At 69.7% G+C, this 18102-nt stretch carries 16 protein-coding genes; 7 read left to right on the top strand and 9 right to left on the bottom strand.

Annotated features, from left to right (window positions below; translation table 11 throughout):
* Positions 1-9 precede the first annotated feature (9 nt).
* From ACFY9S_RS31795 to ACFY9S_RS31785, 3 genes are all read left to right on the top strand, one after another.
* Positions 10-930, top strand: coding sequence for a universal stress protein (locus ACFY9S_RS31795; RefSeq protein WP_391135194.1), 921 nt, complete (start codon positions 10-12; stop codon positions 928-930).
* Between the two features lie 6 nt (positions 931-936).
* Positions 937-2199: a SpoIIE family protein phosphatase gene (locus ACFY9S_RS31790; protein ID WP_391135192.1), complete on the top strand. Its 1263-nt coding sequence runs from the start codon at positions 937-939 to the stop codon at positions 2197-2199.
* A gap of 137 nt (positions 2200-2336) precedes the next feature.
* Positions 2337-2708: a hypothetical protein gene (locus tag ACFY9S_RS31785; protein WP_391135189.1), complete on the top strand. Its 372-nt coding sequence runs from the start codon at positions 2337-2339 to the stop codon at positions 2706-2708.
* A 192-nt stretch (positions 2709-2900) separates the two neighbouring features.
* On the opposite strand, the gene ACFY9S_RS31780 is transcribed toward ACFY9S_RS31785, so the two are convergent.
* The 4 genes from ACFY9S_RS31780 to ACFY9S_RS31765 all read right to left on the bottom strand — a co-directional run bounded on the left by ACFY9S_RS31780 (position 2901) and on the right by ACFY9S_RS31765 (position 9712).
* Positions 2901-5840: a TniQ family protein gene (locus ACFY9S_RS31780; protein WP_391135186.1), complete on the bottom strand. Its 2940-nt coding sequence runs from the start codon at positions 5838-5840 to the stop codon at positions 2901-2903.
* Positions 5837-6925, bottom strand: a complete 1089-nt coding sequence (locus ACFY9S_RS31775) for a TniB family NTP-binding protein (protein ID WP_391135183.1) — start codon at positions 6923-6925, stop codon at positions 5837-5839. The genes ACFY9S_RS31780 and ACFY9S_RS31775 overlap by 4 nt, the downstream gene beginning before the upstream one ends.
* A gap of 118 nt (positions 6926-7043) precedes the next feature.
* Positions 7044-8966, bottom strand: a complete 1923-nt coding sequence (locus ACFY9S_RS31770) for an integrase (protein WP_391135181.1) — start codon at positions 8964-8966, stop codon at positions 7044-7046.
* Positions 8963-9712, bottom strand: a complete 750-nt coding sequence (locus tag ACFY9S_RS31765) for a TnsA-like heteromeric transposase endonuclease subunit (RefSeq protein WP_391135178.1) — start codon at positions 9710-9712, stop codon at positions 8963-8965. The genes ACFY9S_RS31770 and ACFY9S_RS31765 overlap by 4 nt, the downstream gene beginning before the upstream one ends.
* Before the next feature lie 188 nt (positions 9713-9900).
* Between ACFY9S_RS31765 and ACFY9S_RS31760 the strand changes: the two genes are divergently transcribed.
* Together ACFY9S_RS31760 and ACFY9S_RS31755 are read left to right on the top strand one after the other, a co-directional pair.
* Positions 9901-10530 carry a methyltransferase domain-containing protein gene (locus ACFY9S_RS31760; RefSeq protein WP_391135175.1) on the top strand — a complete coding sequence of 210 codons (630 nt, stop codon included), beginning with the start codon at positions 9901-9903 and terminating at the stop codon, positions 10528-10530.
* Positions 10531-10796: 266 nt separating this feature from the next.
* Positions 10797-11837: a vWA domain-containing protein gene (locus ACFY9S_RS31755; protein WP_391135172.1), complete on the top strand. Its 1041-nt coding sequence runs from the start codon at positions 10797-10799 to the stop codon at positions 11835-11837.
* A gap of 96 nt (positions 11838-11933) precedes the next feature.
* Here the strand turns inward: ACFY9S_RS31755 and ACFY9S_RS31750 are convergent, their stop codons facing one another.
* A complete protein-coding gene (locus ACFY9S_RS31750; protein WP_391135169.1) occupies positions 11934-13061 on the bottom strand; it encodes a 3-hydroxyisobutyryl-CoA hydrolase in 1128 nt (375 codons plus the stop codon).
* Between the two features lie 121 nt (positions 13062-13182).
* Positions 13183-13875 carry a 2-phosphosulfolactate phosphatase gene (locus ACFY9S_RS31745; protein ID WP_391135166.1) on the bottom strand — a complete coding sequence of 231 codons (693 nt, stop codon included), beginning with the start codon at positions 13873-13875 and terminating at the stop codon, positions 13183-13185.
* 149 nt (positions 13876-14024) lie between these two features.
* Here ACFY9S_RS31745 and ACFY9S_RS31740 point away from each other — a divergent pair, with 149 nt between their 5' ends.
* Both ACFY9S_RS31740 and ACFY9S_RS31735 read left to right on the top strand, forming a co-directional pair.
* Positions 14025-14447, top strand: coding sequence for a DUF350 domain-containing protein (locus ACFY9S_RS31740; protein ID WP_391135163.1), 423 nt, complete (start codon positions 14025-14027; stop codon positions 14445-14447).
* 153 nt (positions 14448-14600) lie between these two features.
* A complete protein-coding gene (locus ACFY9S_RS31735; protein ID WP_391135338.1) occupies positions 14601-16523 on the top strand; it encodes a protein-arginine deiminase family protein in 1923 nt (640 codons plus the stop codon).
* A gap of 51 nt (positions 16524-16574) precedes the next feature.
* On the opposite strand, the gene ACFY9S_RS31730 is transcribed toward ACFY9S_RS31735, so the two are convergent.
* From ACFY9S_RS31730 to ACFY9S_RS31720, 3 genes are all read right to left on the bottom strand, one after another.
* Positions 16575-17090, bottom strand: coding sequence for a hypothetical protein (locus tag ACFY9S_RS31730; RefSeq protein WP_391135160.1), 516 nt, complete (start codon positions 17088-17090; stop codon positions 16575-16577).
* A 152-nt stretch (positions 17091-17242) separates the two neighbouring features.
* The gene (locus ACFY9S_RS31725) at positions 17243-17590 is read right to left on the bottom strand and encodes an antibiotic biosynthesis monooxygenase (protein WP_391135157.1); all 348 of its coding nucleotides are present in this window, start codon (positions 17588-17590) and stop codon (positions 17243-17245) included.
* A gap of 114 nt (positions 17591-17704) precedes the next feature.
* On the bottom strand, positions 17705-18082 hold the full coding sequence (locus ACFY9S_RS31720) for a VOC family protein (protein ID WP_391135154.1): 378 nt from the start codon (positions 18080-18082) through the stop codon (positions 17705-17707).
* Between the last annotated feature and the right edge of the window lie 20 nt (positions 18083-18102).

Here is an 18102-nt window from a genome sequence, read left to right as displayed (position 1 = left end):
AGTGCCACCATGACGAAGCCGGTGGTGGCGGGAGTCGACGGTTCACCGTCAAGTCTGCACGCGGTCGAGGCGGCGAGCCATGAGGCCGCCGTCCGCGGGGCGCAGCTGCGGCTGGTGCACGCCTTCGGACGCTCGTCCTCACACCTCCCGGCCGGGGGACCACCGTGGAACCCCGCCGGGGCAGGGGTGCGCGAGCTGCTCGACGGCACACTGGCGGCGGCCGAGCGGCGGGCCCGCGGCGTGGCACCCGAGGTGGACATCACCCGCGACGTCACCGTGGGAGAGCCACTGACGGTGCTCGAGATCGCCTCGCGTTCGGCCTCGCTCGTGGTGGTCGGCAGCCGCGGTCTGGGCGCCTTCAGCAGCCTGCTGCTGGGCTCCACGTCCGGGCACCTCGCCGCACACGGCCGCTGTCCCGTGCTGGTGGTACGGGGACGCCCACGCCCCGCGGGTCCCGTCCTGCTGGCGGTCGACGACTCGTCCGCCTCCGAGGAAGCCGTACGTTTCGCCTTCACCGAGGCGTCCCTGCGCGGCGCGGACCTCACGGCGATGTACGTGTGCCGGCCAGGGAGTCCGGATGTCTACGACGGTCCGGCCGATCCCCCCTTCGTCACCTATGACGAGACGCACCTGCGGGAGCACGCCGGGCGCGTCCTGGACACGGCGCTGGCCGGCCGGGAGGAGAGGCACCCGGACGTGACGGTGGTGCGCAGACCGGTGGTCGGCCGCGTGCGGCATACTCTCATCGACGCGAGCACGGACGCGCAGCTGCTCGTCGTCGGAGCGCGGGGGCGGGGTGGCTTCAGGGGCCTGCTGCTGGGCTCGGTCAGCCAGGCCGTCCTGCATCACGCGCAGTGCCCGGTCGCAGTGGTTCGTCACCGGGGCGAGGGCCCCGGAACGGCAGAAGGCGGTGAAGGGGATCACCCGTAGACTGCAATGGGAAGACGCGCCCGCGAGCGCGTGGTGACGGTGGACATCGACTTCACGGCCTTCTTCGACATCACACCGAGCCCGTACCTGGTTCTGGACACGGGCCTGGTGATCCGCTACGTCAACCGGGCCTACCTGCAGACGACCGGCCGGACGAGCGGCGAACTGCTCGGGAAGTACTTCTTCGACGCCATGCCGCCGCGCCCTGGCTTCCCCGGCGACCCGCAGCAGGACGTGAAGGCGTCACTGTGCCGCGCCATGGACACCGGGGAACCGGACGTCCTGGTGCTCCAGCGCTACGACATCCCCGCCGCCGGCCGGCCGGCCGGATTCGAGGAACGATGGTGGTCGAAGATCCACACTCCGCTTCCCGGGCCGGACGGCAGGGTGAAGTGGATCGTCCAGCGGGCCGAGGACGTCACCGCCTTCTTCCACTCGGGCCGGGCCGGGCAGCTCGGCGCGGAATTCACCCCGCATGAGAAGGGCCTGGCCGCCGAGCTGTACGCGCGCACCGACGAACTGCACCGGCTGAACCGGGAACTGCTCCAGGCCCATACCCGTGAACGGCAGGTCGCGGTCGCGCTGCAGGAGGCCATGCTCTCCGCACCCGATCTGAACCGCCACGACAACATCGCCATGCGTTACCTGCCGGCGACCACCTCCTTGAACGTCTGCGGCGACTGGTACGACGTCGTCGACCTGCCGCCCGACCGCTATGCCGCGGCCGTCGGAGACGTCGTCGGCCACGGCCTGCACGCAGCGGCGGTCATGGGCATGCTGCGCAGTGCGCTGAGCGCCGTCATCCGCGCCATTCCCAGCCCCGCGCAAGCGCTCGAGGTCCTCGGCCTGTACGCCCGGTCCGTGGACGGCGCGATGGCGGCCACGGCGGTCAAGGTGCTCATCGACACCCGAAGCAGACTGATCATCTACAGCAACGCCGGGCACCCTCCGCCCGTTCTGCTCCACCGGGACGGGACCTTCGAGCTGCTGGACAAGGCCACCGACCCGCCACTCGGCGCACGCGAGCACCATGTCCCCCGCCCCCAGGCCGGCCTCACCTACACGCCGGGCGACACCCTCGTGCTCTACACCGACGGGCTCATCGAACGCCGCACCGAGGACATCGACGCCGGTCTGGCCCGCCTGACGACGGCACTGAGCGCGGGACGCACGCTCCTTCCCGGCCCGCTGGCCGATGCGCTGCTGGCAGACCTCGACGTCACCGAGGGCGGTCCTGACGACATCGCCCTGATCGTCATCCGCCTGTAGTTCCGTGCGCGTGCCCACCCGCTGGGCGGCCGACGAGGCGGGGCGGTCGCGGTCGGTCGGGTGGCCGATGGTCACATTCGGGTTCCTCCACGGTCCGGGAGGGTCCTGAACACGCCATTCCGTGGTGCAGTCGGGTCATGGCCTCACCGTCCACGGATGACCAGGACTCCCCGACGCCGACCCGGCGCGAACGCCCCTCCCGGCTGACCGACATCGCCGTCGCCCTGCTGCTCCTGGTCGCGGACGCCGTCATCGTCGTCGTCGCCGGGCTGCTGCTCGTCGCGGTCGGCATGGGAACCGCGCCGTCGCCACACTCCTCGTCGGCCTCGCACACCCGCGACACCCCGCCTGTCACCTGGCTCATCGTCTGGGGCGGTCCGGTCCTGGCGGCAGCCGGCGCCTTCGTGCACGCCCGTCTGAGGATGCCCGTCACCGCCGTCGTGCAGGGCCTGTTCACGCTCGCCTGCGTCCTCCTGGCCGTCGCGTGGACGCGCATGCTGCTGTCGTGACGCGGTGCTCTGCCCACCCGGCGATCCCACGCCTTCGGCGCGGGGGCCGGTAGGCGAGGAGTAACCCCGCACGGGGCGAACCGGCTTGTAGGTTCCGATTTCAGTTGTCGGCCGGTGGCGACGTGACCTGGTGTTTTGGGATGCTGTCCAGGCTTCTTGTCGGGGCTTTGTCCGGCCGATCTGTCGGATTCTTCAGGCCGCGTTGCGGTGTTGGGCTTCGTGGCGGGCGGCGCGGTGGCCCTCGGCTGTGAGGGTGTAGTAGGTGCGGCGCTTGCCGGGCCCCCGGCCTGGGGTGGCTCTGCTCATCCAGGTGGCGTCGTCTTCGAGCCGGCTGGTGAGCCAGCCTGCTCGTTCGAGCCGCTTGAGCTTGGGATAGACGGTTCCTGGGTCGAGTCCGGTGCGTGCGATGACCTCGGCGCCGTAGAACTCCTGTTGCGGGCGGGCGAGCAGATCGTGCAGGAGGGCGAGCGTTGGCTTGGTGACGCGGATGCGTTCGACGGCGATGTCGTCGAAGGGGGTGGGCGGGCCGGGGTTGCGGCGGGTCTGGAACTTGGCATGAGCGGCTTCCAGGACGTGGTCGTCGGGTGGGGCGGGGGTGTGGTCGTGCGGGAGCGAGGTGGTCATCAGGGCCTGGACGCGGTCGGTTTCGAGGTGCCGAAGTAGTCGTCGGCCCCGTGGGGTGGGCTGTTGAGGGCGGCCGAAGGCTGCCCTGGCGAAGAGGCGTGTGCCGATGTCGCGTTCCAGCCGCTTGCACTGTGTGACCAGCGCGTTGGGCTCGGTCTTCAGGTGGTGGGCGGCGCTGTCGAGGGACGGGAAGCGCATGGCGATCTGGAAGCGGTGGAGGCGGAGCCAGCCGTGAAGGGTGCCTTCGACGGCGGATCGGACGTCGCGGGGGAGGCTGGTGTCGATCTTGGCGGTCATGATGGTGCGGCTGTGCACTCCTGGGGGCCGGAGGGGGATGTTCAGGTGCTTGAGGCGTCGGCGGACCGTCTCGTCTTCGGTGCCGAGTTCTTCGGCGATGTCGAGGGTCGAGCGCTTGTGGGTGAGGTATTGCTCGCGCAGCCAGGTCTCGTCGATGGGGAAGGGTTTGCGGGTGCGGCGGACGGTGAAGCCGAGGGTGCGGGCTTGGACGACGGCGATGTGGCGGGGGATTCCGGTTTCTTGTGCGATGCGGGTCAGGGTTTTGTCGCGGTCGACGTACTCGCGTTGCAGGAAGCCGGCGGTGAGGACGTCCTTGGCCTGCTGGTGGAGGCGCCAGGAGCCGACACTGGATGACCTGCCCCACTCGCGGGGTTCGCGGGGGACCTGTTCGAGTGCGAACCGGATATGGGTGAGGGTGGTGTCCAGCTGCCTGGCCGCTTCTCGGGGCGCCCGCTGTTCGGTGATGACGATGCGGCGTACTTCTTCCAGGTCGATGTCGTCGAGGCGTCGGCCGGGGAGGTCGAGTCCATCGGCGCATTCTTGCGGCGGTTCCCAGGTCAGGGGCTCGTCGATGTTCAGGTCGTGCAGGATGCCGATCGCGTGCTGATGCAGAGCGTCTCGCTGGTCGAGGGTCAGGGAGGGCGGGAAGGCGAAGTACCGGGATCGGTCGGGTGCCGACCGCAGGACGAGGGGGTGGCGTGGATCGGTCAGGTCGGAGCCGGTGAGGAGCTGGTTGAGGTAGCGCTGGGCATTGAGGTAGCGGGGGGCCTGGGTGGTCTTGTTGTTGAGCTGTTCACCGGGCTGGGTGCCGGTGCGGAAACAGAGCTCGCGCCATTGGTCGGGGCTGATCGGGGCCGCGGGGACGAGGCGCCGGCGACGCTCGTAGTCGATGGGGCTGCCGTGGTCGTCGAGGTGGTGGGCGAGGTTGCAGAGTGCGGTGAGCACGTCCGGGTGGCCGGACTTGAGGGCTCGCTGCAAGGTGAGGGTCATGGCGTTCGGCAGGTGGGGTCCCAACCGGTCGGTGACGCCGCGTGCCCGCAGGACGGGTTCTCCGGGCAGCAGGAGCAGTGCGGCGGCGATGCCGCGGAAGAGGTTCTCCTGCATTCCCTCCCGGGGCATGAGCCGCACTGTCCAACCGGGCCAGAGGAGCTGCGGAACGTGCCGGATGCGTGCACTCGCGCTGTGATCACCGGGCTCGGGGACGCGGGCGTGTGGGGTGGAGGAGGAGAAACGGATGCGGTCCAGGGCGCCCATGATCTGGTCGCCGGCGTGCAGGAACCGGTGCTGTGTGCCAGGTGAGAGCTGGGACCACTGTTCGGCGGTCATGCCTCGGGGGATCACCTTGTTCGGGGTGTCGTGCCGGGCTCGCAGGACGTGGAGAGTGTGGGCGGCGAAGGTTTCATCGGATGTGTCGAGGAAGGGCAGAGCCGCGTGAGCGATGACGCCACTCACGACGGCGCCGAGCGGCTTGGCCCGGTCGGCGGGAGTCCGCGTAGCCAACGGCCTGCGGTGCCACTGTTCTCGGACCACCGGGCCCATCGCCTGGATGTCGTTGCCGTCGATCGTGTGCATCAGCCATGACGTGCACTGGTTCAGGTCGGCCAGCACCGTGTGGGCCGTGGACGGGCCGACGAGCAGGATGTCGACGCGGCGCTGGGCGGCGAGCAACGGGTGATCGGAGTCCAGCTCAAGGAGCTTGGCACTGGTCAGGTCGGTGCCGCAGACCGACGCGAGCCGGGAGCCGAGGGTGCAGGTTCCCGCCGGGAACCGGAGGGTGTGGCCCGGCAGCCTGACGCGTACTCCTTCGCCGCAGCCGGGGCAGGTGTCGTGCAGCATGGCCTGGTGGACGGTGCAGGCGAATGTCCAGGGCAGCCACCACTTCAGCAGCCAGCGTCCTTCCCGCTCGGCGAGGCACTGGGGACAGAACCGGCATCGTCGCTGCCGCCTGGGGCTGAAGGGGAAACCGCTGTCGATCACCGCGTGATCGAGACGGCCGGCCGGAAGACCGGTGCGGACCTCCAGCTCGCGCAGCACGGAGACGGGCAGGTCGCTGACCAGCAGGCGGGTGAGGTAATGCCGGGACAGGCCAAGGACGCGCAAGAACGTGGAGAACGTCAGGCCGTTGCGGCGGCTCATCGCCTCCAGCCAGCTGTCCAGACCCTCGCCGTCCAGGATCGGCATCCGCAGGGGCAGCACACGTGTTTCGGTCACGAGGCATCACCGAGCGCGGAAGTGATCTTCGCGTGGGCCATGGTGGCGGCCAGCTGCTTGCGGGCCTGCTCGGATGCCTCATCGAGTCGGATGCCGTCGAGGACCTCGCGGGTGACGGCTTCCGTGCCGGTGCGGATCGCGCGGTAGCAGCCGCGCATGAGCAGCGTGAAGTACGACCCGATGTGCCCGCTGGTGCGTTCGAAAAGGTAGTCGGCGTTGCGCAGCAGCATCCCGGGCCGGTGTTCGGCGAGGACGAGTCGGCGTTCAGGGGACTTGATCAGGCTCCGCCAGTGGCGTCGGCCCTGCTCGATGTCGAAACGGAACGGATCGACACCCAGGCGGGTCCAGCGGCGGGCGGTCTGGGCCAGGGCCACGTTCTTGCCGGTCAGGCCGTCGGCGAAGAACCGCCGCTCGGCCAGGCCGACACCGACATAGATGAAGGTGACCGGCAGCTCGTTGGCGAGCCACTTGAGATGGTTCGACACCGCCAGGCCGTCGCGGCGGTCCAGATCGATGAAGTGGATGTCGTCGATGATGCCGAGCTGGGTCTCGCAGGACAGGACGCAGTCCAGAGCGTGACTCGCCAGGGCCGCGGCGTTCGCCCGGTCGGTGGCAGGGTGGCCGTAGTACTCGCAGATCATCCGGTTCAGAGTTCGCAGGGTGGTGTTGGAGGTCAGACCGACACGGAAGACGGGGATGCGTTCGTGTCCGGCCTCGGTGACCGTGGACAGGCGGCGCATCTGCTGGCGGTCCAAGTCGCGGCCGAACAGGTTGGCGATGGTGGTCTTGCCCAGGCCCGGCAGCGCGTCGATGACGGCGGCGGAACGGATGCGGTCGCCGTCCTGTCGGTTGCTGGCGACGATCTGTTCGAGTTCGTCGTGGATGCCCGCGAGCTGCGGCGTCTGCACGATGCCGAAGTTCGCGTGCCAGTCGTGCCGCGAGTCGTTGTAGTCCTCGGCTGCCGCCTCGCCCAGCGCGGCCAGTTGGGCCCGGGTCAGGGTCTCGGGCCGCTGGCGCGGCGGGGCGTCGGCGAAGCGGCGCCAGCCCTCCTTGCGGGAGAGGCTGAACAGTTTGGGCTGCCTCACTCGATCACCTCGAAGGCGTCGGCGTAGAAGTCGTCGCCCTCGGGGGCGTCGAACAGCTCGTCCTCCTCGTCGCTGTCCCCGGCCGGCAGCTCGGGCACCAGCCTCAGCTCCGGGGGCGTCAGGGGGCCCGCCTGCTCGGGCAGCACCGGCAGAGACAGAGCGCCGCGTTCTGCCGACAGCCGCACCGCCATGCGGCGTTCGCGCCGGTCGGTGACCATGCCCTGGTCCCAGCGGGCCAGAAGATCCGCGAGCGCCTGCGAGGCGTCGACGTGCCGGCCTCGCGAGCGGCCAGACGGCGGGCGTATGCTGCGGCCTCTCCGCTGAAGGCCATCTTCAGCGCGGGAGCGTGTTCCCAGTGCAGCGGATGCCAGGAGTCGTCGGCCGGGTCCTGGAAGTAGACGAAGCGCACGTCGTCGGGGTTGACGTGGATCGGCCACTGCCGTCCAAGGCCGGTGTAGGGGCTGGGTGCGTTGCGGTAGCCGTCCAGCGAGGGACCGTTGTAACGCAGGCCATCGACCTCGACCCCGTAGTGCTGGATCGTGCGCGGTTTGACCGCGAGAAACTGGAAGGCCAGGTCCGGCGAGGCCGGCATGCGGAGACGCCCGGCGCGGGCCAGACCGATGCGCAGCATCTCCAGCGGCGACAGCGACAGCCTCGGCCACTGCGGGATGACCAGGCCGTCGTGCTCACGACGGTGGTAGACCTCAGTGATCCACTCGCGGATGACCTCCTCCACCTCGTGGATGAAGAAGAACGCCGCGTCCTCGACCGCCTGTCCGCGGCTGTGGACGTCGGGCCCCTTGTAGGCGGGAAGGTGCTGGATCAGCCCCTCCCGCAAGGTGCGGAAGAAGCGTTCGACGGTCGGCTTGTCCGTGGGCTTCTTGGGCTGGGCCGGCTGAATGGACATCCCCAGCCGCGTGCAGACCCCGATCACGTGCGCGGACATGAACGCCCGACCGTGGTCGATGACCAGCGTTTCCGGCGGACACAGCCCGCCGCCAGGGGCGGGCCCGTCCTCGGTGAACACCACCTCGTCCCACAGCCCGTGGTAAGGAGACAGCGCGGGCTGGATCGTGTCATCCAGCGGAGGGCAGACCGCCTCGAACAGCACGCCGGCGACGTCCACCGCCTTCGTCGAGCAGGCCGTCACCCGCAGGCCGACGATGCAGCGTGAGAACAGGTCCTGGGCGACGGTGAGCTGGAGCGGAACCCAGCGGCAGGTCACCGGTTCCATGGCGTAGATGTCCAGGTCCTGGGTGTCGAGCACGACGTACTCACCGGGCCGGGTGGCCCGCAGCCGCCCGTAGGTGCCCTGCGGCCTCTCCGCGATCGAGCGGCGGGCTTTAGCGCTGCCGGAGACCGCGTTCGTGCCCTTGGCCAGCCACGCGAGCCGGGCGTAGGCCGTGCTCCGGGACGGGACACGAACCGTCCCCTTCCCATACTCGCCGTTCAGCCGTTCCTCAGCCTGCAGCAGCAGAGCCGACCTCGTGGGAGTCGAACCGGCCACCGACTCCGCCATCACCCGACGCACCGCCTCCTCCCAACGGGGATCGACGCTTGAGACCCTCCCCGCGCGGGCATCGACGAGGCCGGCCTCACCGCTCTCCCGGTAGGCGGTCAGCCACCGCTGAAGCGTGCGAGTCGAGTTACCCAGCTCAGCGGCCTTGGCCGCAGTCCGGTCCTGCAACGGAAGACCGGGATCGTATGTGGGCCTGGGCTCCGTCGGCAGAGCACTGCCGGGGTGCCCGGACCGGTAGCCGCTGAGCACCTCGCGGACGTGCCCCGCCCGTTCCTCCAGACGCTGACGCTGGTTGGCCGACAAGCTCGCCAGCAGCATGCCAACCCCCTCCGCGGAAGCAGGTGCGGCCTCACCGATCGACCGGGCCCCGGCTGCGAGCCGCCCGAGCGGAACGGAGCTGTACTCACCCGTCCGTTCATTGCGGACCGTCGTCCGCAGACCCTCGACGTCCACGACCTCGACTACATCACCGCCGAAGAAGACCCGGGCCCCCGGGAACAGGGTCATCGCGTACGCGTTCATGCCGCCACCCCGATGCGGCTCGCACGGCTCAGCGGAGCACGCAGGTCGGTGACGAGCTGACCGGACCAGACCAAGTACAGGACGACCGGCCGGACGATCTCGCACGGCTGTCCGTCCAGCGCGGCCTCGATGCCGCCGATCGTCGGCTGGTCCACGGCAACCTCCAGCACACGCGCGAAGAGCGAGGTCTCCACCAAGTCGCGGCGCCGGTAGCCAGCCAGGAAGCGCACGTTCTCCACGACGGCAGGTTCGGCCCCCGACCAGGTCTCATAGACCCAGCCGCGGCGCGAACACACCTGACGTGTCCAGTCGAACTGAGCGATCACCTTGGGATCCTTCATGTGTGAGGGGGCTTTGACGTCCACGACGGTCACCAGACCGTCGGCATGGACGAGGAACAGATCGGGAACGTGGCGGCGGATGCGCGTACCGTCCGAGCCGACCAGTTGGAAGGGCTGGGCCGCGATCTCCGTGACGTCACTGGCGAAGTCGGCGATCAGGATGCGGGCGAGTTCCAACCGGCTCTCGTAGGCCACCATCCGGCCCGTCGTCGCGGCGTGGTACCAGCCCGAATAGTGCTTCTGGCCCCGGTACCAACGGAACTCGCGTACGGGCAGTCCTCTGGCGACCTCGTCCACCGGGACCCGGTCGAGCGCAGCCTCGACCAGCCGTCCGTTGCCCCGTCGATACGTGACCCGGACCGTCCGGCTATCTGTCGCGTCCTCGTCGCCCGTTCCAGACCCCATGGTCGCCCCTTCGTGTCCGATGTCTTCGACACCAGGACACTGGCCGCCACCAGCGCTAGCCTGAGCGGAAAGGCGGACAAACCAAACGAAAGACTGGACCGCGGACGGCCAGCGTGACGCTGGCGCCGAGGTGGGGGCGGCACGGGGCCGGAGAAGCTGCGAAGGTGCGGGATGTTAGCTTCCTTCCCATGGTGGAGCACCAGGAACAAACCAGGGCGGCCTACGACGGAGTCGTCGAGTTGTATGCGTCGATGTTCGCCAATCGGCTGGAGACGCAGCCGTTCGCGCGGAACATGATCGGCACCTTTGCCGAGCTGGTGCGCGGGACGGGAATCCCAGGGGCGGCCGACGTCGGGTGTGGGCCCGGACATCTGACGGCCATGCTGCACGACTTGGGGCTGGACGCCTTCGGACTCGACCTCTCCCCGGCTATGGTCGACCACGCCCGCCGGGCCCATCCGGCGCTGCGGTTCGACGAGGCGCGGATGGAGGCTCTGCCGGTCGAGGACGGCGCGCTCGGCGGCGTGCTGGCCCACTACTCAATGATCCATACCCCGCCTGGGGAACTGCCCGCGCTGCTTGCCGAGCAGGTACGTGTCCTGGCGCCTGGGGGCCTGCTCTTGGTCTCATTCTTCGCGACCGACGGACCGGAGCCGGTCCGCTTCGACCACAAGGTGACGCCTGCCTATAGCTGGCCGGTGGACCGGTTCGCCGAATTGCTGGCTGGGGCTGGGCTCGTCACGGTCGCCCGGCTGATCCACGACCCGGCCTCCGAGCGGGGCTTCCTCGATGCCCACTTGCTGGCCCGCCGCCCCTAGAGCGGGGTAACGACAGCGCATCGTGGGCGTCGCCTCGATCCGCATCTGGCCCCCAGACCCGGTCATATGGTCACGGGACAGGCCGCAGTAGAGACTCAGCTGAACGAGTCGGACGACAAGTCGATGACAAATCACTTGGACAACGACATCTCTATTCGGAACCTACACGGCTGACCGCTCGGGCGCCGCGAACCAAGATCGATTGTCAGTGGTGGGTGAGAAGGTAGAAGCATCAAACCGGAACACCGGAACGAGGGGGAGTTGTGATGTCCGGAAGCCAGAACTACATCAATCACGTTGCTCTAGTGCTCGATGCCAGCTCGTCCATGTCGCACCTGAGCCACAAGGTCGTCGAAGTCGCCGATCAGCAGATCGCGTACCTTGCCCGCCGGTCGAAGGAACTCGACCAGGAAACCCGTGTCACGGTGTACGTCTTCGCCGACAAGGTGAGTTGCGTCATCTACGACAAGGACGTGCTGCGCATGCCGTCGCTGAAGCAGCTGTACCGGACCGGTGGGATGACGGCCCTCCTGGCGGCCGCCCTGAAGTCGCAGCACGAGCTGGCCCAGACGGCCCAACTGTACGGCGACCACAGCTTCCTGACGTTCGTGCTGACCGACGGACAGGAGAACGCGAGTCACCGCTGCCCGGACTCCCCCGCCAGGGATCCCCGCGAACTGGTCCAGGCCGTGGCCCGGATGATCGAGACACAGCAGGACAACTGGACGCTGGCCGTCCTGGTGCCCGACCAGATGGGCAAGCGCGAGGCCATGCAGTGCGGATTCCCCAGGGACAACATCGCGATCTGGGACGCCACGAGCACGCAGGGCCTGGAGGAGGCCGGGCAGGTCATCCGTCAGGCCACCGAGAACTTCATGATGGGCCGCACCCAGGGCATCCGGGGATCGCGCGCGGTGTTCTCCACCGGTGCGGAAGCGGTCAACCAGGACACCATCAAGGCGGCCGGCCTCACGCCGGTCGATCCGTCGAAGTACCAGCTGATACCGGTGGCCCGCAACGCGGCCATCAAGGAGTGGGTCGTCGAATGCGGGCACACCTACCGGACCGGTGCGGCGTTCTACCAGCTGAGCAAGTCGGAGAAGATCCAGGCGCAGAAGCAGATCGCGGTGCTGGAGAAGAAGACGGACCGCGTGTTCACGGGACCCGAGGCACGAACCCTGCTCGGCCTGCCCGACGCGGAAGCCCGTGTCAAGCCGGACCACAATGACCACTTCACCATCTTCGTGCAGAGCACCAGCGTCAACCGGAAGCTCGTGCCCAACACGCGGCTGCTGCTCATGCTCTGACATGCCGTGAAGGTGATGGGGTGCCGGAGGCCCGCCGCCCCCGGCATCCCCTCTCGGCAACGCAGTCGGCCTTCGTCGGCGGTGACAGACCGAGCGTCAGTGCATCAGGGGTGACAGCCCGAGTTCGCGCTCGCCGAGCGGGGTGAAGAAGCGCTCGACATCGGTGTCGGTGACCTCGGCCAGGGTCTTCGGGGACCAGCGCGGCCGGCGGTCCTTGTCGACGACCTGGGCGCGGATTCCCTCCACCAGGTCGGGCATGTCCAGGGCAGCGCAGGAGACGCGGTACTCCTGGTTCAGGACCAGCTCCAGCGGGCCGAGCTTCCGTGCGCGGCGAAGGGAGGCGAGGGTGACCTTGAGGGCGGTCGGCGACCTGGCGGGCAGGGTCTCCGCGGCCTCTTCGGCGGCGGGGTCGCCGTGCGCGAGCAGCCGACGCACGATCTCCTCGACGGTGTCGGCGGCGTAGCAGGCGTCGATCCAGTCGCGCCGGGCGGCCAGGACGCCCTGCGGGGGTGTCCGCACATGGCCGTCCAAGGCGTCCTCCACGGGCAGCTCGGCCAGGGCGTCGAGGAACTCCGGCAGTGAGGCCGTCGGCACGTAGTGGTCCGCGAGTCCGCACCACAGCGCATCGGCAGCCCCGACCTGAGTGCCCGTCAGGGCGAGATGCGTACCCGACTCCCCGGGGGCCAGGGCGAGCAGATGGGTGCCGCCCACGTCCGGCACGAAGCCGATGCCGGTCTCCGGCATGGCGACCCGGGACCGCTCGGTGACGACACGGACGCTGCCGTGCGCGGAGACACCGACGCCGCCTCCCATCACGATGCCGTCCATCACGGCGACGTACGGCTTCGCGTAGCGGGCGATGCGCGCGTTGAGGCGGTATTCGTCGCGCCAGAACGCGGCGGAGGCCGTGCCGTCGCCGTCGCGGGCGTCGTCGTGGATGGCCCGGATGTCACCGCCGGCACAGAGGCCGCGCTCCCCCGCGCCGGTGATGACCACGGTCTCCACGGCAGGGTTCCGCTCCCACTCGGTGAGGGCCTCGTCGATGCGGCGGACCATGGTGTGCGTCAGGGCATTGAGGGCCCGGGGCCGGTTGAGTGTGATGTGGGCGGCGCGCCCGCTGGTGTGGAAGACGACCGGTTCCGGTTCTTCGGCTCCGCTCCCCGGGACGCCTCCCCGGGGCTCCGCGCCCCGATGGCGCGCATGGCTTGTCGATTCCCTTCCCATCACGTGGGGCTCCTTCGTCCGCCTCTGCCGGCGCCGGATCATCTCGCCGCCACCGCGGACCCTACGGTGCCTGACGACCGAGCGTGCCACGGGCCCCGCCTCGGGCCCGAGAGCCGGCGCGTCACCGTCCCGGCCCGGCGCTCCGCATCGAGGGGCGGAGGACCATGAGGGAGTGTTCCGAGGTCGCCACCATGGCGAAGGGGAACCGGTCGAGCTCGAGACAGAGCGCGACGTCATCGGGGTGGACGCCCCGACGCACGCCCTCCGCCAACTCGGAGGCGGCACGCGACTCACCGGCACGCCGGAGGAAGCCGGCTGCCTCCGTCCCGGCCTCGGTAGCCCTCATGGCGATGTACTGGGCGCACGCCAGGTCCTCATCGGCCTGCCCGTCCTCGCCGGTGACCACGAACGTGACGCGGTCGCACTCGCGCGTCCGCAGGACCCGGGCCGTTGCCTCCGCCACCACGAAGCCGGCGCACAGCACCAGCGACGCCTCCCTGACCGCGAGGGCGCCGACCGTCCCTGCCGTGGTCTTCTGCACGACGGTCCGCCCGGCGAGGTCGGCGGAGCGGAGCAGTCCCGGTGAGTTGACGGCGTCGAACCCGGGCGCGGGCGGACCGTCCTTGAGCGTCACCCAGTCGGGGTTGCGGGCCTTGAGCGCCAGGGCGTCGTCCAGCGACTGCGCGAGCACGATCTTCTCCGCCCCTCGGCCGAAGGCCCAGGCGGCCACCGTGAAGGCACGCATGACGTCGACCACGACGGCCACGGACGGGGCTTCGGCGAGCTCCGGAATGCCTGAGAACTGAGTCTCCATCGGATGATGATCGCGCATGCCCTTCCCGCGTCGTCCAGGATGCGGAGAACAGGCCGGCGTCATGGATGACCGGGCGCCGATCAACGGACTGAAGGTGTGCGCTACATTTTGCCTCTCCTTGATCTCTACGCTTCGGAGTTGGCAACCCCATGAGCGACATCGTCAACGGACTCGGGCGGGCCACCGCGTACGGCGGTCTGGGACTGGTCCTGTTGCTCCTCGGCATCGTCCTGGTCGACGTGCTGACGCCTGGAAAGCTCGGGCGGCAGATCTGGGAACAGCGCAACCGGAACGCGGCCACCGTCCTCAGCTCAGCGCTGCTCGGCATCGGCGGCATCGTGTTCACGTCGATCTGGACGACGTACGAGGACTTCGGCAAGGGGCTGGTCTCGACCGCGGCGTTCGGGCTGCTGGGACTGGTGATGATGGCGCTGGCGTTCCTGCTCGTGGACCTGGTCACACCGGGCCGCCTGGGTGCGACGCTGGTCGAGACGGAGCCTCACCCCGCGGTCTGGGTGACGGCCTCGTGCAACCTCGCTGTGTCCGCGATCATTTCGGCGTCCATCGCCTGAACCGCCGACGAGGCGATTCTCGACGCACAGTGAACGCACCGGCACTGTTCCACCTCTTGAAGGGCGGAAGCCCCCAACGGAGAGGAACGTGCCGTGCGTTCACCCAGACGTATACGCTCACGCCTGTACCCGGCCGGGTCGGTGGTCCTGGCCATGGCTGCCGCCGGATCCGTGCTCGCGGGGCCGGCCGGCTCCGCCGTCGCCGCCGAGACGGGCGTACGGGCCGATCTGCGGGCGGATGTGAACCGCGACGGGCGGGTCGACGTCACCGGGGGCAGCGACAACAAGGGTGAGGACAGCTGGTCCGTCGACCGCGGAGCCGTGTTCCTGCCCAACATCGATGACGACTCCAAGCGGTGCCCGGCGACCGCGCCCGATGGCGAGCCGCTGTCCGACGCCGAGCTGGCCGCGTGCAACGACGGCTCCGACACGAAGGTCAACGGCACCGCGGACGCGGCCGACCTCGCCCGGGTCCGTTCCGTGCCCCTGCCCGGCCTTGCCGCGGACGCCACGGGCAGTCTGAAGATCGGCACGGGAGGCAAGCACGCGCACCTCTTCCTCAAGCGTGCCGGCAGGTGGATCCCGGTGACGTCCGGGACCCGGCTGACGGCCGCCGAGTTGCGCGCCGGCGCGGAGTTCGGTGTCGAGGCCACCGACGTCGTCCGCGACACCGCGCAGTGGGACGGCCGTGCGGTGGTCCGGCTGACGGTGACGTCCGGACGGAAGTCCGCCTCCGACGCCGTGACCCTGCGCGTCGCGCCGCTGCTGACGCAGCATCACCTTCAGGACACCCGGCAGGTGATGGTGTCCAAGGTCCAGGGCGACGGCCCGGACAGCCGTCTGCAGCGCGAGTTCGTCAGCGCGTTCGAGAAGGAGGTCAGGAAGGCCGGGGTCACGACGCCCCTCATCACCTTCGAGATGTACGCCGACCGCTGGGCCCAGGACTTCGTCGAACCGGCCTACGTCAGCATGACCGGGCCGGGTGGTCAGCGGCAGGTGATGCGCGTGATGCTGCGTTCCGCCCAGCCGCACCGTGATGCGGGCCGGGAGCTGTTCGAGAGGATGCGCGGCCGGGACATGGGTGTCGTGGAGGTGACCGACGGGGCGGAGCCCGACGACTGGTCGCTCAATTCCATGGGGAACCTGGAGACCATTCCGCCCTACGCACACGGCGGACGCTCCTTCCCGGCCGGGCGGATCATCATGGGCGAGCGCAAGGACAGCGGGGCGCGCCCGTCGAAGGTGATGCGGACGATGCTCACGGCGCAGGGGTTGCAGAACCCGCTGCTGCTGGACACCTCCTGGCTGGGCGTGGGGCACGTCGACGAGTTCGTGCAGTTCCTGCCCGCCGACACCCCGCGCGGCTGGCGCATCGGCATCGCCGACCCGCGGTCGGGGCTGCAACTGCTCCGCGACGCCCAACGCGACGGCCACGGCACAACGAAGATGTTCTCCGTCCCGGGCCGCAGTGACACTCCGGCGCCCAAGGAAACCATCGACCAGGCGCTCGCCTCCCGTCACCTGGTGGCGGACAACGAGATGGCGGCGCGTCGCATCGCGGCCAACCTGGAGATCCTCAAGCGCGAGACAGGGGTCACCGACGAGGAGATCGTGCGGGTACCCGCGCTGTACACCCGTGACTCGGAGGCTCTGACCGCCGACGGACAGGAGGTTCCCGTGCCGCGTCTGACGCGCATGGGCGCCGGTTCCGACCTCGTGGACAGCCTCCGTGAGCAGGGCCAGCAGAAATGGCTCGCGGAGAACCCCGCCCGGCGGGCGGCGGCTCCGGCGACGGTGAGGACCAGCGCATACGTTCCCGGTGCGGTCAACGGCGTGCTCCTGGCGCGCGACCGCTACCTCGCGCCCCGCCAGTGGGGACCGGTCATCGGCGGCCAGGACATCTTCACGGAAGCCGTCACCGCCGCCTACCAGCGGGCCGGCCTGAAGGTCTCGTACATCGACGACTGGTACACGTACCACCTCGGTATGGGCGAGGTGCACTGCGGCACCAACACCCTGCGCGACGCGACGGCCGTATGGTGGCAGCGACCCGTGGCGAGTCGCAACGAGGCGTAGGCAGCGGCTGGTCACCGGCTGCGGATGCCGTCGGCTCGTCACCGCGCCGGATCAGTGCCCGGCCGCCGCCTTCACCAGGGCGACCGCCACACCGATCACCGCGTCCGCGAGGCCAGCCACAACCGCCGCCAGGACGCCGCCTCCCATCCGCAGCCCGCCCAGACAACCCCACAGGAAGAGGGAGAGGACACACACCCCCGCCGCCGTCAACAGCGCTGTGTTCAGGGACAGGACGTCCAGCGCGGCCAGAGCGATCAGTACGGCCGGGCCCACGGCGCAGGACAGCAGCGGGCTGCTGACGTACAGCATGCGGCGCAGCTCACGGCCGGTGGCGAGGTGGCGGTGGACCGTCCGGTGCGCCTGCTGGTCGGCGACGAACGCCGCGAGCCACAGGCCCAGTGCGGTCGTCAGTACCGTGGCGACGGCGCCGAGGGAGCCCACGTCACCGAGGGACAGTCCGACCACGACGGCGATCATCGTGATCGTCGCGTAGATCCGCTCCTTGAGACGGTCCGCCAGTACACCGGCCTCCGTGCCGGGCGGCACATCCGCTCGCCGGTCGTCCACCACCTGGTGCCCCTCACCTGTTTCAGGACGCGGGTCACGCGCGCCCGCTTCGTCGTCGCGGCATCCGCGTCGCGCGTACGCCGGTCGCGGCTACCAGCATGCCTCCCGCCGCCGCCCGGGACCGGTAACGCCGCTGCGTCCGGGCGGTGGAGCTACAGCTCTGCGGGGCGGGTGAACCCGTAGGCGCGCTCGACCTCGGCCACGTGGAGCGCGAACGAGGCGTACCAGCGCTCGCGTCCGCGCGCACGGGCCAGGATGTGCTCCGCGTGATTCCGCCAGGCCGCGATCGATTCCTCGTCCCTCCAGTACGACACCGTGATCCCCAGGCCGTTCGCCCCGCGGGCGGAGCCGACGCCGAGGAATCCCGGCTGGTCGGCAGCCAGTCTCATCATCCGCTCGCCCGTCTCCGCGTAGCCGTTGTCGCCTGCGGTCCGCACAGCGGTGAACACCACGGCGTAGTAGGGCGGGGCGGGCAGCGACGCGGGCGCGGCATCGGTCACGGGGGTCCTCCAACAGTGGTCGGCCGGCCGTGCCGACGGCCCCGAGGGCACCTTCACCCGCGCGTCCTGTCACACGGCTGAGACGACCCACCGGGCACTGTGCGCGGTCGCACCTCAGTGGCGGACCAGACAGAACGGATGCCCCGCCGGGTCGGCACAGATCCGCCAGCTCCGCCCGCCCGTACCGGCGTCCAGCAGCGTCGCTCCCCGGGCCAGCACCTGCTTCTCCGCCAGGTCCAGGTCGGCGACGGTGAAGTCGAGGTGGAACTGCTGCGGCCTGGCCGGGTCGGGCCACACGGGCGGCCGGTAATCCGCCGCCCGTTGGAAGGCCAGGACGACACCGGACGCCGTGTGCAACGTCGCCCAGGCGTCGCTCACCGCCCACCGCCGGTCCGGCTGGTTGACGGTGCCACCGAGAAGCGACCGGTAGAACGAGGCCAGCTCCAACGGTTCCGGGCAATCCAGCACCACGCACTGCAGATCAGCGATCACGGACCGATCCTAGGGCGGAG

The organism is Streptomyces sp. NPDC012474 (assembly GCF_042955185.1).
Taxonomy (GTDB): Bacteria; Actinomycetota; Actinomycetes; order Streptomycetales; family Streptomycetaceae; genus Streptomyces; species Streptomyces cahuitamycinicus.
Note: the sequence above shows the minus strand (reverse complement) of the source record. Positions and strands in the feature narration are given on the sequence as shown.

What these genes read in the sequence shown, in the direction of transcription:
- ACFY9S_RS31795 (WP_391135194.1), top strand. Translation starts at nt 10, where the DNA reads ATGACGAAGCCGGTGGTGGCGGGAGTCGACGGTTCACCGTCAAGTCTG.
- ACFY9S_RS31790 (WP_391135192.1), top strand. Translation starts at nt 937, where the DNA reads ATGGGAAGACGCGCCCGCGAGCGCGTGGTGACGGTGGACATCGACTTC.
- ACFY9S_RS31785 (WP_391135189.1), top strand. Translation starts at nt 2,337, where the DNA reads ATGGCCTCACCGTCCACGGATGACCAGGACTCCCCGACGCCGACCCGG.
- ACFY9S_RS31770 (WP_391135181.1), bottom strand. Translation starts at nt 8,966, where the DNA reads ATGAACGCGTACGCGATGACCCTGTTCCCGGGGGCCCGGGTCTTCTTC.
- ACFY9S_RS31765 (WP_391135178.1), bottom strand. Translation starts at nt 9,712, where the DNA reads ATGGGGTCTGGAACGGGCGACGAGGACGCGACAGATAGCCGGACGGTC.
- ACFY9S_RS31760 (WP_391135175.1), top strand. Translation starts at nt 9,901, where the DNA reads ATGGTGGAGCACCAGGAACAAACCAGGGCGGCCTACGACGGAGTCGTC.
- ACFY9S_RS31755 (WP_391135172.1), top strand. Translation starts at nt 10,797, where the DNA reads ATGTCCGGAAGCCAGAACTACATCAATCACGTTGCTCTAGTGCTCGAT.
- ACFY9S_RS31750 (WP_391135169.1), bottom strand. Translation starts at nt 13,061, where the DNA reads ATGGGAAGGGAATCGACAAGCCATGCGCGCCATCGGGGCGCGGAGCCC.
- ACFY9S_RS31745 (WP_391135166.1), bottom strand. Translation starts at nt 13,875, where the DNA reads ATGGAGACTCAGTTCTCAGGCATTCCGGAGCTCGCCGAAGCCCCGTCC.
- ACFY9S_RS31740 (WP_391135163.1), top strand. Translation starts at nt 14,025, where the DNA reads ATGAGCGACATCGTCAACGGACTCGGGCGGGCCACCGCGTACGGCGGT.
- ACFY9S_RS31735 (WP_391135338.1), top strand. Translation starts at nt 14,601, where the DNA reads ATGGCTGCCGCCGGATCCGTGCTCGCGGGGCCGGCCGGCTCCGCCGTC.